Annotated in this window: 14 protein-coding genes; 8 read left to right on the top strand and 6 right to left on the bottom strand. The window is 70.8% G+C overall.

The window, feature by feature from the left end:
* The first annotated feature begins 71 nt into the window (after positions 1-71).
* The 4 genes from ACFFCA_RS00720 to ACFFCA_RS00705 all read left to right on the top strand — a co-directional run bounded on the left by ACFFCA_RS00720 (position 72) and on the right by ACFFCA_RS00705 (position 4,968).
* Complete coding sequence (locus ACFFCA_RS00720; RefSeq protein WP_375480990.1) at positions 72-1,529, top strand: MFS transporter; 1,458 nt, start codon at positions 72-74, stop codon at positions 1,527-1,529.
* A gap of 143 nt (positions 1,530-1,672) precedes the next feature.
* Complete coding sequence (locus ACFFCA_RS00715) at positions 1,673-1,897, top strand: 4-oxalocrotonate tautomerase family protein (protein ID WP_375480989.1); 225 nt, start codon at positions 1,673-1,675, stop codon at positions 1,895-1,897.
* Positions 1,898-1,935: 38 nt separating this feature from the next.
* Positions 1,936-3,609, top strand: coding sequence for a LuxR C-terminal-related transcriptional regulator (locus ACFFCA_RS00710; protein ID WP_375480988.1), 1,674 nt, complete (start codon positions 1,936-1,938; stop codon positions 3,607-3,609).
* A gap of 147 nt (positions 3,610-3,756) precedes the next feature.
* On the top strand, positions 3,757-4,968 hold the full coding sequence (locus tag ACFFCA_RS00705) for an arylsulfotransferase family protein (protein ID WP_375480987.1): 1,212 nt from the start codon (positions 3,757-3,759) through the stop codon (positions 4,966-4,968).
* A 19-nt stretch (positions 4,969-4,987) separates the two neighbouring features.
* Here the strand turns inward: ACFFCA_RS00705 and ACFFCA_RS00700 are convergent, their stop codons facing one another.
* From ACFFCA_RS00700 to ACFFCA_RS00675, 6 genes are read right to left on the bottom strand one after another with little or no spacing between them, the layout of a single operon-like run.
* A complete protein-coding gene (locus ACFFCA_RS00700) occupies positions 4,988-5,116 on the bottom strand; it encodes a hypothetical protein (protein WP_375480986.1) in 129 nt (42 codons plus the stop codon).
* On the bottom strand, positions 5,113-5,595 hold the full coding sequence (locus ACFFCA_RS00695) for a pyridoxamine 5'-phosphate oxidase family protein (protein WP_375480985.1): 483 nt from the start codon (positions 5,593-5,595) through the stop codon (positions 5,113-5,115). Before ACFFCA_RS00695 ends, ACFFCA_RS00700 begins: the two co-directional genes overlap by 4 nt.
* A gap of 34 nt (positions 5,596-5,629) precedes the next feature.
* The gene (locus ACFFCA_RS00690) at positions 5,630-6,217 is read right to left on the bottom strand and encodes a lactate utilization protein C (protein ID WP_375480984.1); all 588 of its coding nucleotides are present in this window, start codon (positions 6,215-6,217) and stop codon (positions 5,630-5,632) included.
* The gene (locus ACFFCA_RS00685; RefSeq protein WP_375480983.1) at positions 6,214-7,635 is read right to left on the bottom strand and encodes a LutB/LldF family L-lactate oxidation iron-sulfur protein; all 1,422 of its coding nucleotides are present in this window, start codon (positions 7,633-7,635) and stop codon (positions 6,214-6,216) included. The genes ACFFCA_RS00690 and ACFFCA_RS00685 overlap by 4 nt, the downstream gene beginning before the upstream one ends.
* On the bottom strand, positions 7,632-8,372 hold the full coding sequence (locus tag ACFFCA_RS00680) for a (Fe-S)-binding protein (protein ID WP_375480982.1): 741 nt from the start codon (positions 8,370-8,372) through the stop codon (positions 7,632-7,634). The genes ACFFCA_RS00685 and ACFFCA_RS00680 overlap by 4 nt, the downstream gene beginning before the upstream one ends.
* On the bottom strand, positions 8,369-9,391 hold the full coding sequence (locus ACFFCA_RS00675) for a LacI family DNA-binding transcriptional regulator (protein ID WP_375480981.1): 1,023 nt from the start codon (positions 9,389-9,391) through the stop codon (positions 8,369-8,371). Before ACFFCA_RS00675 ends, ACFFCA_RS00680 begins: the two co-directional genes overlap by 4 nt.
* A 243-nt stretch (positions 9,392-9,634) precedes the next feature.
* Between ACFFCA_RS00675 and ACFFCA_RS00670 the strand changes: the two genes are divergently transcribed.
* From ACFFCA_RS00670 to ACFFCA_RS00655, 4 genes are all read left to right on the top strand, one after another.
* The gene (locus ACFFCA_RS00670) at positions 9,635-11,146 is read left to right on the top strand and encodes a sugar ABC transporter ATP-binding protein (RefSeq protein WP_375480980.1); all 1,512 of its coding nucleotides are present in this window, start codon (positions 9,635-9,637) and stop codon (positions 11,144-11,146) included.
* Positions 11,143-12,195 (top strand): ABC transporter permease, encoded by a 1,053-nt coding sequence (locus ACFFCA_RS00665; protein WP_375480979.1) that lies wholly within the window; start codon positions 11,143-11,145, stop codon positions 12,193-12,195. Before ACFFCA_RS00670 ends, ACFFCA_RS00665 begins: the two co-directional genes overlap by 4 nt.
* Positions 12,185-13,249, top strand: coding sequence for an ABC transporter permease (locus ACFFCA_RS00660; protein WP_375480978.1), 1,065 nt, complete (start codon positions 12,185-12,187; stop codon positions 13,247-13,249). The genes ACFFCA_RS00665 and ACFFCA_RS00660 overlap by 11 nt, the downstream gene beginning before the upstream one ends.
* 72 nt (positions 13,250-13,321) lie before the next feature.
* A complete protein-coding gene (locus ACFFCA_RS00655; protein ID WP_375480977.1) occupies positions 13,322-14,425 on the top strand; it encodes a substrate-binding domain-containing protein in 1,104 nt (367 codons plus the stop codon).
* Positions 14,426-14,479 lie beyond the last annotated feature (54 nt).

Here is a 14,479-nt window from a genome sequence, read left to right as displayed (position 1 = left end):
ACATCCTGGAACGATGTTCCAAGATGGTCTGGAACATCGTTCCAGAGACGAATGATGAGGAGGAGCACGCCATGGCTGTCACCGCCACCGCGCCCGCATCGGAGCGCACCTACCCGTCGCTGCGTGCGGCGTGGATCCCGCTGTTCGCGCTCTGCCTGGCGTTCTTCGTCGAGATGGTCGACAACACCCTGCTGGGCATCGCGCTGCCGACCATCGGCCGCGACCTGGGCGGCAACACGACGGCCCTGCAGTGGGTGACCGGCGCGTACTCGCTGACCTTCGGTGGCCTGCTGCTGTCGGCCGGGTCGGCCGCCGACCGGTTCGGTCGCCGTCGCGTGCTGCAGGTCGGGCTCGCACTGTTCGGGCTGCTCAGCCTGCTCGTGATCTGGGTCGACTCGATCGGCCAGCTGATCGCGCTGCGCGCCGCGCTCGGCATTGCGGCGGCGATGATGGCGCCGATCACCAACTCGTTGGTGTTCCGGCTCTTCGACAACAAGGCGCTGCGCATGCGGGCCGTCACGGTCATGATCGTCGTCGGGATGAGCGGTTTCATCCTCGGCCCGCTCGTCGGGGGCACCGCCCTGGCCCATGTGCGGTGGGAGTGGCTGCTGCTGGTCAACGCGCCGATCGCGCTGATCGCGTTCGTCGGGGTTCGCCTCGGGGTGGCTGCCGACGACCCCGCGGGCCTCACGAAGGACAAGCCCGACCTGCCCGGGGCGCTGGCCAGCATCGTGCTGATCGGCCTGGCCTGCTACACCGCCACCAGCGGGGCCGGCCACGGATGGGACGCCCCGGCGACCATCGCGTCGGGGATCGGTGCAGTCGCAGCGCTGGTCGTGTTCATCTGGCACGAACGGCGCACCCCGGAGCCGATGCTCGACCTGACCGTCTTCCGCCAAGGCACCGTCCGCGGGGCGAGCCTCGCCCAGGCCGGCACGTCGATCGCGATGACGGGTGTGATGTTCTCGCTGATCATCCATTTCCAGTACGCCTACGGATGGAGCCCCGTCCGGGCCGGGTTGGCGAACCTGCCGCTGATCCTGACGATGATCATCGCCACGCCGATCTCCGAAGGTCTCGGCAAGCGCTTCGGGCACCGCATCGCCTGTGTCGTCGGCGCCGCGCTGTTGGCCGGGTCGCTCGTCGGGCTGGCCTGGGCCGTCTCGCACGGTTACGCCGCCATCGCGGTGTTCCTGGTGACCTTCACCATCGGGCTGCGCACCGTCATGACGATCTGCGCGGTCGCGCTCGTGGACGCCATGCCGCACAACCGCACCTCGCTCGGAGCGGCCCTCAACGACGCCGCCCAGGAGGTCGGGACCAGCGTCGGCACCGCGGTCGTCGGCACGCTGATCGCCACCCTGGTCGTGCGAGTACTGCCGAACGGGGTGTGGAGCGATCACCTGGTCGCGTCGTTCTTCCACGGGGAGCGCGTCATCTTCGTCGCGCTGGCGGTCGTGGTCGGCGTCCTCGCCGGCTGGGGCGCGCTGACGCTGACCGACTCCCGCAGCGTCGAGGAATCGCACTGAGCACGGGGTGATGGCCCGTTCGGGCCACCCGGCCGGGGCGACCGAGATGGCCCGGTTCGCCGAAGCGCCGTTCTGAGTGTGCGACGAGGCTGGTTCCCGAGCCGTTCCGAACCCGGTCGGCCACCGCAGAAGGGAACCACGCCATGCCACTGATCCAGGTCAACGTCATCAAGGACGTGTTCACGGCCGAGCAGAAGGGCGAGATGATCACCAGGCTCACCGACGCCCTGGTCGGGATCGAGGGCGAGAACATGCGCCCGGTCACGTGGTGCGTCATCCACGAGGTCGCGAGCGGCGACTGGGGCATCGCGGGCAACGCCCTGACCACCGCGGACGTGCGCGCCCTCGCGGCTGGGGTGGGCGTCTGACCCTTGTCGGCGGCGACGTCCGAGGTCAGGCTGAGCCGATGACGACGTCGCCGGCCGACGCAGCCGCCGCGTTGGCCGCCGGCCGGTGGCAGGCGGCGATCGAGGCGTTTGCACCGCTGGCTGCTGCGGGCGACCCGTCGGCACAGGAGGGCATGGCCCAGGCTGCCTGGTGGTTGGACGACGCGGACGTCGCGATCGGTGCACGGCAGGCCGCGTACCGCGGATTCCGTGCCGCCGGTGACGATCGCGGTGCGGCGCGCGTCGCTGCCACGCTCGGTTACGACACGCTGCTGTTCGGCGGCGGCGTCGCGGTCGCGCGGGGGTGGCTGGCCCGTGCCGCCGACCTGCTCGACGGCCGTATCGATGTGGCCGAGGCGGGCTGGCTGGCCGTGCGCCGCGCCGAGGTGGCCCTGGCCGTCGATCACGACGCCGAGGAGGCGCTGCGAGCGGCGGCGCAGGCCGGCACGATCGGACGCGAGGTGGGTGACGAGGACCTGGCCAGCGTCGGCCGTGCGCTCACCGGACTCTCGCGCGTCCGGCTCGGCCAGGTCGGTGCGGGCGTGGCCGAGCTGGACGCGGCGGTCGGAGCGGCGACCGCGGGCGACGTCACGGACCTCATGTGGGCCGGCAAGATCTGTTGCTGGTTGATCACCGCGTGTCAGGAGACGGGCGACTTCGCCCGCGCCGGTGAATGGTGTGCGCGGGTCGCTCACCTGTCCGAGGAACGGGATCTGGCGCCGCTGTCCGCCGTCTGCCGGACGCAGTACGCCGCAGTCCTGCTGGCTCGCGGCGACTGCGCCGAGGCCGAGTCCGCGTTGGCTGACGTGCTGACCGAACTCGAGCACTCCCGGCGGGTGGGTCGTCTCGATGCCGTTGCCCACCTCGGCGAGTTGCGACGACGGCAGGGACGGCGTGCCGAAGCGGAGTCCCTGCTCAGGCAGGTCGGCTTCCACCCGGTGGCGCTGTGCGGGTTGGCCCTGAGCAGGCTCGCCGAGGGTGACACCGCACGCGCGCAGACCGTCGTCAGCGAGCTGCTGCGCGCGCTGCGACCTGGCCAGCTCGAGCGGGCCGGCGTCCTCGCCGTCGCAGTCAGGGTCGCGGTCTCGTCCGGGCAGCACGCACGAGCACGGGCGGCGGCCGACGAGCTCCGCGGCATGGCCGTGACCGTCGGTGCCGAGGCCTTCCTGGCGCGCGCGGCCGTCGCCGAGGCACTACTGGCCGGCCACCGGGACGCCGCGGTGGATGCCGCAGGGGACACCGCGGAGGACGCCGTCGGACTGTGGCAGGACGCCGCGCGCCATTTCCGTGCCGCCGGCCTGCCCTTCGACGAGGCCGAGTGCCGTGTCGAGCTCGCCGAGCTGCTCGATCGTCAGGGCGATCCTGCGGCCGGCGAGCAGGCGGCCGCCGCGCTCGACCTGCTGCTGCCGTCCCTGCAGGGTGCGCCGGTCGCGGTCCGCGCCGAGGCGATCCTGCACGGCGACAACGCCGACAACGCCGACAACGCCGACGACGGGCCGCTCACCGCCCGACAGATCGACGTGCTGCGCCTACTGGCCGACGGGCTGTCCAACGCCCAGATCGCCGCGGCCCTGCACCTCAGCGAGCACACCGTGCACCGACACGTGTCGAACATCTACGCCGCGCTGGGCCTCACGTCCCGAGCTGCGGCCGCCACCTATGCCGTGCGGCGAGGGCTGACCCGAGAAGCCTGACGCGCGATCCTGCCCGGGGTCGTCAGTACGCCACGCACGACCGGGTCCGCGAGCGACGGCCACAACCGCCCTGGTAAGTATGTATATGAACAAAGTAGACATGCGTACTCGAGACGGGATCTGTGCATGCGTGCAAGGAAGACAGCGATGCTCGCCGGCGCCTCGGCGCTGGCGGCGGTCACAGCGATCAGCGCGACGGTGGGCACGGCATCGGCCGCTCCCGCCGCCACCGCGCTCCCGGCGCCGCGGCTGACGATTGCCAAGGACGACGCCGGTTCGCGCGCACGGGGCGACATCTTCGTGGCTCCATACGGGACCTCGTCGAGTTACGGCCAGGGCGCCGAGATCCTCAGCCCCGACGGGAAGAAGGTCGTCTGGTTCCACCGCGCCGCGGCAGGCACGCAGATCGCCGACTTCCGCCCGCAGACCTACCGCGGAAAACCGGTGCTCACGTTCTGGCAGGGCACCGGCCTGGGCGGCCTGACCACCGGCGCCGACTACATCTACGACAGCCACCACCGGCGGATCTCCACCGTGCGCGCAGGCAAGGGCCTGCACGCCGACGGCCACGAGTTCCTGATCACGAAGAAGAACACCGCGCTGGTCCTGGCCTACACCAAGGCCACGGCCGACCTCACCTCGATCGGCGGCCCGGCGAACCAAGCCGTCATCAACGGCGTCGTGCAGGAGATCGACATCAAGACGGGCAAGGTCCTGTTCTCGTGGAACAGCGCCGACCACGTGCCGTACTCGGCCAGTCAGCAGCCGCTGCCCGCGAGCGCCAGCACGCCCTGGGACTGGTTCCACGTCAACGCCGTCAAGGTCGACAGCCACAACAACCTGCTCGTCGACTCGCGCAACACCTGGGCCGCCTACGACATCCAACGCCGCACGGGCAAGGTCCTGTGGACGCTCGGCGGCAAGAACAGCTCGTTCACGGTGAAGGCGGCGAAGGGCACCACCCTCACGAACGCCGGCACCCTGTTCGCCTGGCAGCACGACATCGAGGACCACGGACGCGGCGTCTTCACCGTCTTCGACAACTCGGCCGCCGGCCTGGCGAACACCGGCAACAGCGTGCTGGTGGCCCTGCCGTACAGCCGCTCTGAGGTGGTCAAGCTCGACGTCCGGCACCGCACCGCGACGCTGGTGGCGGAGGACGACGAACCGGCCACGCAGAGCGCGACGTCGCAGGGCAGCACCCAGTTGCTGCCCAACGGCAACATCTTCACGGGCTGGGGCGCGCTGCCGCGCCTGTCGGAGTTCACCCGCGCGGGCCGGCTGGTCTTCGACGCCAGCTACCCGACCGGCCTGATCAGCTACCGCGCCTACCGCGCGCCGTGGCGCGATCGCGCCTGACGGCGGGCGCAACCACTTGTCACCGGGTCCGGGCTGAGGCGTCGTCGACCCGCCGGCACCACGGGTCGCCGGTGTCGGCGCCCAGCTCGGCCGGTTCGACACGCAAGCCCGCCGGCACCCGGGCGGCGGTGATCTCGGCGAAGGTCACCCCTGCTTGGCCTGGATCAACCGCTCGACCGCGCGCGGCGCGGTGCGCTCGAAGTCGTTCAGGCGCACCCAGGTCGGCGTCACGATCACCCGCACCATCGAGTCGTAGAGCGAGCGGACCTGCTGCTCGAAGCCGGCGTGCTGCTCCTGCGGCATGGTGCGGAACGACGCCTCGAGGTACTCGTCGGGGACACCGTCCTCCTCACGCAGCTCGGCCGTTCCCCGGACGAGCAGGCAGCACGGCGGCGGGAAGGTGTCGACGGTGAGCGCGATCCGCGGGTCCCGACGCAGCGCCGCCACCTTGTCGGAGGTCGGCACGGTGTAGAACAGGAACGTGCCCTCGCGCAACAGGTAACCGACCGGAACCGCCCGCGGGCTGCCGTCGGTCGCCGAGTAGGCGATCTGCGTGATCGGTTGCCGCTCGACGAGATCTGCCGTGACCGAGTCGGTGAGGATCTCGGTGATGCGCGCGGTGTCCATGCCCGTACAGCCTGCCGCGCCCAGCTTGCGCGGTCTAGGCGGACAGCACGGTGACGTCGAGGGTCCGTGGCCCGTGCACGCCCTCGACCCGGTTCAACTCGATGTCGCTGGTGGCACTCGGCCCGCTGATCCAGGTCAGCGGCCGGGTCGGGTCCAGCTCGGCGATCGCGTCCGGGACGCCGGCGACGATCTGGTCGGCGTGCACCACGACCAGGTGGTAGTCGGGAACCAGCGTGAGCGCACGCGGACCCATGCCCGGCCCGGCGTCGAGGACGATCGTGCCGGTCTCGGCCACACCGACGCGGCAGGTCGTCAGCACGGCCGACACGTCGTCGAGGACATCGACGTCGACGGGCTCGCGGACGACCTCCACGCCGGCGGGCAGCAGCTCGGCGGGGAAACCGTCGGGCACGACCACGCGAGTGATGCCGCGGCCACGCAGCACGTCGCCGGTCGGCACGTCGCGGTGCACGGTTGCCCGGTAGTCGTCGACGCGCTCGACGAACAGGTCGACGTCACCCGCGCCGCGGACCCCGCGGTAGTCCCGGACGACGGGTGCGGGTGCGGGGCGGTCGGTGAGTGCCGTCCGGATCCGGCCGAGTACCTCGTCGCGAGCGTTCACGAGCGGCCCTGGCCGTCGGTCCACCAGTCGCGGAAGCTCTGCGGCGGCGGCTCGGGGATGTCCCGCGAGCTGGTCCACGCCGACAGCGGGGGCGGCACCGCCCGCCGCCCGCGCACCAGCCGGGACAACCGGGCCGCGCGCACCGCACGGGTCCAGCGCCACGTCGAGCGCATCACCCACGCCAGCGATCGCATCGCCGCGCGTTCGGGCGTCGCGCCCTTCTCGTCGGTCACCCGCGAACGCAGGTGCACCAGCATCGAGGGGATGTCGATGGCCACCGGGCAGACGTCGTAGCAGGCGCCGCACAGCGACGACGCGAACGGCAACGACTGGTTTTCGGTCACGCCGGTCATCTGCGGCGAGAGCACCGCGCCGATCGGCCCGGGGTAGGTCGACCCGTAGGCGTGCCCGCCGGCCCGCTCGTACACCGGGCAGACGTTGAGGCAAGCCGAGCAGCGGATGCAGCGCAGCGCGTCGCGGCCATGCGGGTCGGCCAGCGTGGCTGTGCGCCCGTTGTCGAGCAGGACGAGGTGGAAGTCTTGACCCTCAGTCGCACCCGTCCACATCGACGTGTACGGGTTCATCCGTTCGCCGGTGCTGCTGCGCGGCAGCAGCTGCAGGAAGACCTCGAGGTCGCGCCAGGTGGGCACCAGCTTCTCGATGCCCATGACGGTGATCAGCGTGCGCGGCAGGGTCAGGCACATCCGGCCGTTGCCCTCGGACTCGACGACGGCGAGCGTGCCCGTCTCGGCGACCGCGAAGTTGGCCCCGCTGATCGCGACCCGGGCGCTCAGGAACTTGCGCCGCAGGTGACGCCGCGCGGCCTCGGCGAGCACCCGGGGCTCGTCGGTCAGGTCGGGGTCTACGTCGGGCATCTCCCGGGCGAAGATCCCGCGGATCTCGCTGCGGTTGCGGTGGATGGCGGGTACCAGGATGTGGCTGGGCCGGTCGTTGCCGAGCTGCACGATGAGCTCGGCGAGGTCGGTCTCGGTGGCGGTGATCCCGGCGGCGTCGAGGGCCTCGTTCAGGCCGATCTCCTGGGTGGCCATCGACTTGACCTTGACGACTTCCCGCTCCCCGGTGGCGCGGACGAGTTCGGTGACGATGTGGTTCGCCTCGTCGGCGTCGCGGGCCCAGTGCACGGTGCCGCCGCGCGCGGTGACCTGCTGCTCGAGACGGACGAGGTGGGTGTCGAGGTGGGCGAGCACGTCGTCCTTGATCGCCGCACCCGCAGCGCGCAGCTCGGCCCAGTCCGGCACCTCGGCCACCACGCCGGCGCGCTTGGTGCGGATGGTGGACGTGGCGTTGGCCAGGTTGTGCCGCAGCTGGGTGTCGGCGAGCGCGTCGTGCGCGGCGGCGGGGAAGGACCGGTCGCCGGTCAGCTGCCCCGAGCCCGCGGGCATGCCGAGGAAGGTCATGCGGGGGAGTCCATCGTGCCGGCCAGGATCTCGGCCAGGTGGACGGTGCGTGTGCCGGTCCGCAACCGGGCCAGCCCGCCGCCGATGTGCATCAGGCACGAGGCGTCGCCGGCCGTGCACACGCTCGCGCCGGTGTCGCCGACGGCGCGCATCTTGTCGGCCAGCATCGCCGTGGACACCTCCCCGTTCTTCACCGCGAACGTACCGCCGAAGCCGCAGCACTCCTCGGCCCGCGGCAGCTCGACCAGATCGATGCCGCGCACCGCACGCAGCAGCCGGTAGGGGCGTTCGCCCACCCGCAGCAACCGCAACGAGTGGCACGTCGGGTGGTAGGTGACACGGTGCGGGAAGTACGCACCGACGTCGACCACGCCGAGCACGTCGACCAGGAACTCCGAGAGCTCGTAGGTCCTGGCGGCGACGGCTCGGGCCCGCTCGGCCAGGGCGTGGTCGCCGGCCTGCTCGGCGAGCTCGGCGTGCTGATGGCGGATCGAGCCGACGCACGAGCCGCTAGGCGCCACGACGGCGTCGAACGGCTCGAACGTGTCGACGTGGTCGCGCACCAGCGGCAGGGCCTCGCGCGGGTACCCGGTGTTGACGTGCATCTGGCCGCAGCAGCTCTGCTGCAGCGGGAACTCGGGGTCGTGACCGAGCCGGCGCAGGACGGTGACGGTGGCCTTGGCGACGTCGGGGAACAGCGCGTCGACGAGGCAGGTGGCGAACAATGCGACCTTCATGCCGCGCTCGCCGACGTCGAATCCCGCACCACGAGTTCCGGCTCGAAGACGACCTGACGATGACGGTGGTGCGCGGGATCGTTGGCTTCCTCGAGCAGCAGCTCCATCGCCGCCTGCCCGAGTTGCGCGCGTGGCTGGCGCACCGAGGTCAGCGGCACCGCGGCGGCCGAGGCGAAGTCGATGTCGTCGTAACCGACGATGGCGAGGTCGTCGGGCACCGACCACCGGCGCTGCGTGCAGTCCTGCAGCAGGCCCAGGGCCAGCAGGTCGTTCGCGCAGAGCACGGCCGTGGGCCGGTCCCGCGCCGGCATCGCGGCCAGCTGCGCGCCCGTGGCGCGACCGGAGGCGACGTCGAGCCGCGGCGTCTCGAGGACCACGATCGCGTCGTCCGGCAACCCGGCGGCACGCAGCGCGTCACGGGACCCGGTCAGCCTCTCCTGCACCTGGTTGAGCGACAGCGGGCCGCCCACGAAGGCCAGGCGTCGGTGACCCTGCGCCACCAGGTGGGCCGCGGCGAGCTCGCCGCCGACCTTGTCGTTGACCGACACCGAGCACTGCCGCCGGTTCGAGCCGCGGTCGACGAGCACCACCGGTGTCCCTCGGCGGCGCACCGCCTCGATCATCGGCTGGCTCTGGGCCACCGGGGTGATGAGGATGCCGAAGGCGCGTTGCTCCTGGAGCAGGCTCAGGTAGTGCCCCTCACGGTCGGGGTCGTCGTTGCTGTTGCACAGCACGACCGAGAGCCCGCTGCGGCCGGCGGTGGTCTCGACCCCGCGGGCGAGGTCGGTGAAGAACGGGTTGGCCACGTCGAGGACCACGAGACCGATGGTGCGGCTGCGGCCGGCTCGCAGCTGGCGGGCTGCCTCGTTGCGCACGAAGCCGAGCTCGCGGATCGCCGTCATCACCCGGTCCCGGGTGGCGGGGGCGACCCGATCGGGGCGGTTGAGGACGTTGGACACCGTGCCCAGCGAGACTCCCGCGCGTTCGGCGACGTCGACGACGCTGGCGGACTCGCTCATCGCGCCCCTCCCGCGCCCTGGACCGGGCTCTCACACGATTAAAACGTTTCGTCGAAATATAGCCAGAACCGTCTCGCACAGCGAGGACGTAACACTACGGCGCAGGGTTGAGACCGACGCCGGGCGGTGCAACGTCGCGGTAACGACGCGGAAACAGACCCTTGACGACCCGCGTGAGGCAGATTACGTTCTCGACCACAGAAATGAAAGGTTTCATTCCCAACGGTCAGAACGGAGCTCGCCATGGCGGACAGCACGCCCCGGCTCGTCCTGGACCGGGCGACCAAGAGCTTCGGTGCGGTGACCGCGCTCGGCGACGGGTCGATCACGCTGCTGGGCGGTGAGGCGCACGCCCTGGTCGGCGAGAACGGTGCGGGCAAGTCGACGCTGGTGAAGATCCTGGGCGGTGTCCACCGCCCCGACTCAGGGACGCTGAGCCTCGACGGCCGCGAGGTCGCCTTCACCGGGCCGTCGGACGCGCAGGCCGCCGGCGTCGCAATCATCTACCAGGAGCCCTCGCTGTTCCCCGACCTCACGGTCGCCGAGAACATCTTCATGGGCCGCCAGCCACGGGGCGGTGGGCGTCGTATCGACCGACGGGCCATGCAGCGCGCGGCGGCCGACATCTTCACCGAGCTCGGTGTCGCCCTCGATCCCGCCCGACCTGCGCGTGGCCTGTCGGTGGCCGACCAGCAGATCGTCGAGATCGCCAAGGCGCTGTCCTTCGACGCCCAGGTGCTGGTGATGGACGAACCCACCGCGGCGCTGACCACGGTCGAGGTCGTGCGGCTGTTCCAGGTCATCGAGACGTTGCGCGCCCGCGGTGCGGCGGTGCTGTTCATCTCCCACCGGCTCGAAGAGGTCTTCGCCTGCTGCCAGCGGGTGACGATCATGCGTGACGGCCGCTTCGTCCGCAGCGCGGGCATCGACGAGGTCACGGTCGACGACATCATCCGTTCGATGGTGGGTCGCGACCTCGACGCGTTGTTCCCCAAGACCGACACCGCGCCGGGCGAGGTCGTCCTCGAGGTGCGCGACCTGCACCGCGCCGGCGTCTTCCACGACGTCAGCTTCGAGGTGCGGGCGGGCGAGATCGTCGCGCTGGCCGGGCTCGTCGGCGCCGGGCGCTCCGAGGTCGCCCGCGCCGTCTTCGGCATCGACAAGCGGACGTCCGGCACGGTGCGGCTCGCCGGGCGCGAATTGCCCAACGGCAACGCCCGCGCCGCGATGGCGGCCGGCATGGCTCTGGTCCCCGAGGACCGGCGCCAGCAGGGCCTCGTCATGGACCTGGGCATCGACCAGAACATGGCGCTCGGGTCGTTGGCCCGCCTGAGCCGGCTGGGCCTGATCCTGCGGGGCAGCGAGCGCTCGCTGGCCCGGGCCTGGGCCCCGCGGCTGCAGCTGAAGTACGGCCGGATGCGCGACGCGGTGTCGACGCTGTCCGGCGGCAACCAGCAGAAGGTCGTCCTGGGCAAGTGGCTCGCCCGCGAACCCAAATTGTTGATCATCGACGAACCCACGCGGGGCATCGACGTCGGCACCAAGGCCGAGGTCCACCGGATCCTCGACGGCCTGGTCGCCGACGGGATGGCCGTGCTGATGATCTCGTCCGAACTGCCGGAGGTCCTGGGTATGGCCGACCGTGTCCTGGTTCTGCGGGAGGGGCGACTCACCGCCGACCTCACGCGGGCCGAGGCCGACGAGAACTCGATCATGCGCGCCGCCACCGGCCAGAGCCCGGAGCTCGTGTCGTGAGCACGGCGACGGCGCCCACCCTCAGCACGAGCGGTGGCAGCGGTGGCAGGGGCGACAACGGCCTGATGCTTCGGTTGCTCCGGGCCCGCGAGGCCGGCATCGCCCTGCTCATCGTCCTGGTCGTGCTCGTCACCGCCGTCAACAACCACCACTTCCTCGACGCGTCGTCGCTGCAGCAGCTGCTCACCGGCGCGGCCCTGATCGCCCTGCTCGGGGTCGGCGAGACGCTGGTGATCGTCACCCGCAACGTGGACCTGTCGGTCGGCTCGGTACTGGGGCTGTCGGCCTACATCGTCGGCGACCTGTTCAAGTACCACCACATCCCGACCTGGTCCGGGTTCGTCATCGGCATCGGGGTCGGGGTGGTGTGCGGGGCGGTCAACGGCCTCGTCGTCACCGCGTTGCGCGTCCCCAGCCTGGTCGTCACCCTGGGGATGCTCTACGTCATCCGGGGTATCGACGGTGTGATCGTCAGCGGCGACCGCATCGACCCCACGTCGATCCCGACCAGCTTCACCGCGGTGGGGTACAAGAACCTGCTCGGCATCCCGTGGCTCGCGATCATCGTCGCCGTCGTCGTGGCCATCGCCGGCTACGCGATGCGCTCGTTCCGGGCCAGCCGCGACCTCTACGCCATCGGCTCGAACCCGGACGCCGCGGCCCTGGCCGGCGTGCCGATCGAACGGCGGGTGTTTACCGCGTTCCTCATCAGCGGCGCGCTCGCCGGCCTGGCGGGAGCCCTGTTCCTCGCCCTGCACACCCAGATCGACAACAGCGGCGGGCTGGGGTACGAGCTCAGCGTCGTGGCCGCGGTCGTGGTCGGCGGGGTGGCCATCTTCGGCGGCAGCGGCACCGTTGTCGGCGCTGCGCTCGGCGCCGTGCTCCTCAACACCATCAACCAGGCCCTGGTGGCCGGGCGGATCTCCGCCTTCTGGAACCAGGCCATCGCCGGCGCCCTGCTGCTCGTGGCCATCGCCTTCGACCGCTGGCTGTCGGTACGGGTCACCAAGCAGCTGCAGTCGGCCGAGGGAGCGCACCGTGAGCTCTGACGTCATCCTCCGCAAGCCAGGTAGCGCGGCGACCGAGCCACCCGCCGAGGCCCCCCGGGCCCGCTGGCGGTCGGCCGCGCGCTGGGAGTCCGGCCTGGTCGTCGTCCTCATCGGCGTGCTGATCTTCGGCAGCGTCAGGTCGCCGACGTTCACCAACCCCAGCACCATCTTCTTCCTGGGCATCAACACCGGCTACATCGCGATCATGGCGCTGCCGATGACCTTCGTGGTCATGACCGGTGAGATCGACCTGTCGGTCGCGTCCATGCTGGGGCTGTCGGGTGCGACTGTCGGCTACCTCTGGCACCACGGATGGGGCATCTGGCCCTGCTTCCTCGTGGCGCTGCTGGTGGGCGTGGTCGGGGGCGCGCTCAACGGGATCCTCGTGGCCAAGGTCGGGCTGCCGTCCATCGCCGTCACCATCGGCACGTTGACGTTGTTCCGCGGTCTGGCCGAGGTGCTGCTGGGTTCGGACACCATCCCCGGTATCGGCGACCGCGAGTTCCCGAGCTGGCTGACCAACATCGGCGCCAACTCGATCCCCGGCTCCCAGTTCTCCTGGTCGATGGTGATCTTCGTCGTGCTGGCCGTGATCTTCGGGATCGTCCTGCACTTCACGACGCTGGGCCGCTCGATGGTGGCCATCGGGCTCCAGCCCGAGGCGGCCGAGTTCGCGGGCATCCGTGTCAACCGCATCAAGCTCTGGCTGTTCGTGCTCAGCGGGGTGCTCAGCGCCTTCGCCGGGATCCTGCTCACGATGCAGAACGCCTCGGTGAGCTACAGCGCCGGCACCGGGCTCGAACTCAACGTCGTCGCCATCGTGCTCTTCGGCGGCGTGTCGATCTTCGGTGGCCGCGGCACGATCGTCGGCGTCGTGCTCTCCGTGGCCATCGTCGGCAGCCTGCAGATGGCGCTGACCCAGATCAACGTCTCCGCGGACAAGCAGAACATCGTCACCGGTGTCCTGCTGCTCATCAGCGTGATCGTTCCCAACGGGCCGGAAGCGGTACGCCGCCTACGGGACCGGTTCCGCCGCCCGACCCGGCTCGCCTGACCGCCGGCACCGCACGACGCGTTCCATCCACCCACCACCACCGATGACGACTCGACGAAGAGGGGCAACAAGATGAACGGAACCGGGATCGCGCGCCGCGCGGCGACCGCGGCGTTGTGCGCCGTGCTCGCCGGGGGCGCCCTGGCCGCCTGCGGCTCGACCAGCACGAAGAGCGGGAGCAGTGGCGGCGCATCCGGCGGCAACGCCAGCGGGGGCAGCTCCGCCGGTGCGGCCACCAAGCCGAAGAGCGGCCTGAAGGTCTATTTCATCCCCAAGGACACCCAGAACCCCTACGAGGTGCTGGCCGACAAGGGCGGGCAGAAGGCGCTGTCCGAGCTGGGCGGCTCGGTCACGGTGAGCAGCGGCACGGCCGACACCGCGGCTGCGCAGCTGCCGTCCATCCAGGCCGCGATCCAGGCCAAGGCCGACGCCATCGTCATCGCCGCCAACGACCCGTCGGCGCTGTGCCCGTCGCTCAACCGGGCGGCGAAGGCAGGCATCAAGATCGTCGCCTTCGACTCGGACATCAGCTGCGGCACGAGCCCCAGTCACCTGTTCATCAACCAGGCCGACACCAAGACCATCGGCACGTCCGAGGTCGACCTGCTGGCCAAGCAGATCGGCAGCAGCGGCCAGATCGCGATCCTGTCGGCCGCGGCAAGCGCGACCAACCAGAACGCCTGGATCAAGTACATGAAGACGCAGCTGACGAAGTACCCGAACATGAAGCTGGTGTCGACCGTCTACGGCAACGACGACCCGGCGACGTCACTGACCGTGCTCCAGGGTCTGCTCTCCGCGTACCCGAACCTCAAGGGCATCATCTCGCCCACCACGGTCGGCATCTCGACCGCCGCGCAGTACCTGTCGACGCACCCGAGCGTGGCCAAGAAGGTGACGCTGACCGGGCTGGGCCTGCCGTCGCAGATGCGCAAGTACATCAAGGACGGCACCGTGACGTCCTTCGAGCTGTGGAACCCGTCCAACCTCGGCTACCTCGCCGGGTACGCGGCGGCGTGGCTCGCGTCGGGCAAGTCGTTGGCCAACGGCACCACCTTCACCGCGGGATCGCTGAACAAGACGTACACGATCTCGTCGGCCGACGGCGGACTCTCGGTCGTGCTCGGCCCGCCCACGGTGTTCGACAAGACCAACATCGACCAGTTCAACTTCTGACCGGACGCGGGGCGGCGGCGGGGGCCCCCCCCGCCCCCCCCCGGGGGGGCCCGG

This window comes from uncultured Jatrophihabitans sp. (assembly GCF_964252635.1).
Classification (GTDB): domain Bacteria; phylum Actinomycetota; class Actinomycetes; order Mycobacteriales; family Jatrophihabitantaceae; genus Jatrophihabitans.
Note: the sequence above shows the minus strand (reverse complement) of the source record. Positions and strands in the feature narration are given on the sequence as shown.

Excerpts from the sequence above, each read along its gene's own strand:
- ACFFCA_RS00720 (WP_375480990.1), top strand. The coding sequence starts at position 72 with ATGGCTGTCACCGCCACCGCGCCCGCATCGGAGCGCACCTACCCGTCG.
- ACFFCA_RS00715 (WP_375480989.1), top strand. The coding sequence starts at position 1,673 with ATGCCACTGATCCAGGTCAACGTCATCAAGGACGTGTTCACGGCCGAG.
- ACFFCA_RS00710 (WP_375480988.1), top strand. The coding sequence starts at position 1,936 with ATGACGACGTCGCCGGCCGACGCAGCCGCCGCGTTGGCCGCCGGCCGG.
- ACFFCA_RS00705 (WP_375480987.1), top strand. The coding sequence starts at position 3,757 with ATGCTCGCCGGCGCCTCGGCGCTGGCGGCGGTCACAGCGATCAGCGCG.
- ACFFCA_RS00695 (WP_375480985.1), bottom strand. The coding sequence starts at position 5,595 with ATGGACACCGCGCGCATCACCGAGATCCTCACCGACTCGGTCACGGCA.
- ACFFCA_RS00685 (WP_375480983.1), bottom strand. The coding sequence starts at position 7,635 with ATGACCTTCCTCGGCATGCCCGCGGGCTCGGGGCAGCTGACCGGCGAC.
- ACFFCA_RS00680 (WP_375480982.1), bottom strand. The coding sequence starts at position 8,372 with ATGAAGGTCGCATTGTTCGCCACCTGCCTCGTCGACGCGCTGTTCCCC.
- ACFFCA_RS00675 (WP_375480981.1), bottom strand. The coding sequence starts at position 9,391 with ATGAGCGAGTCCGCCAGCGTCGTCGACGTCGCCGAACGCGCGGGAGTC.
- ACFFCA_RS00670 (WP_375480980.1), top strand. The coding sequence starts at position 9,635 with ATGGCGGACAGCACGCCCCGGCTCGTCCTGGACCGGGCGACCAAGAGC.
- ACFFCA_RS00655 (WP_375480977.1), top strand. The coding sequence starts at position 13,322 with ATGAACGGAACCGGGATCGCGCGCCGCGCGGCGACCGCGGCGTTGTGC.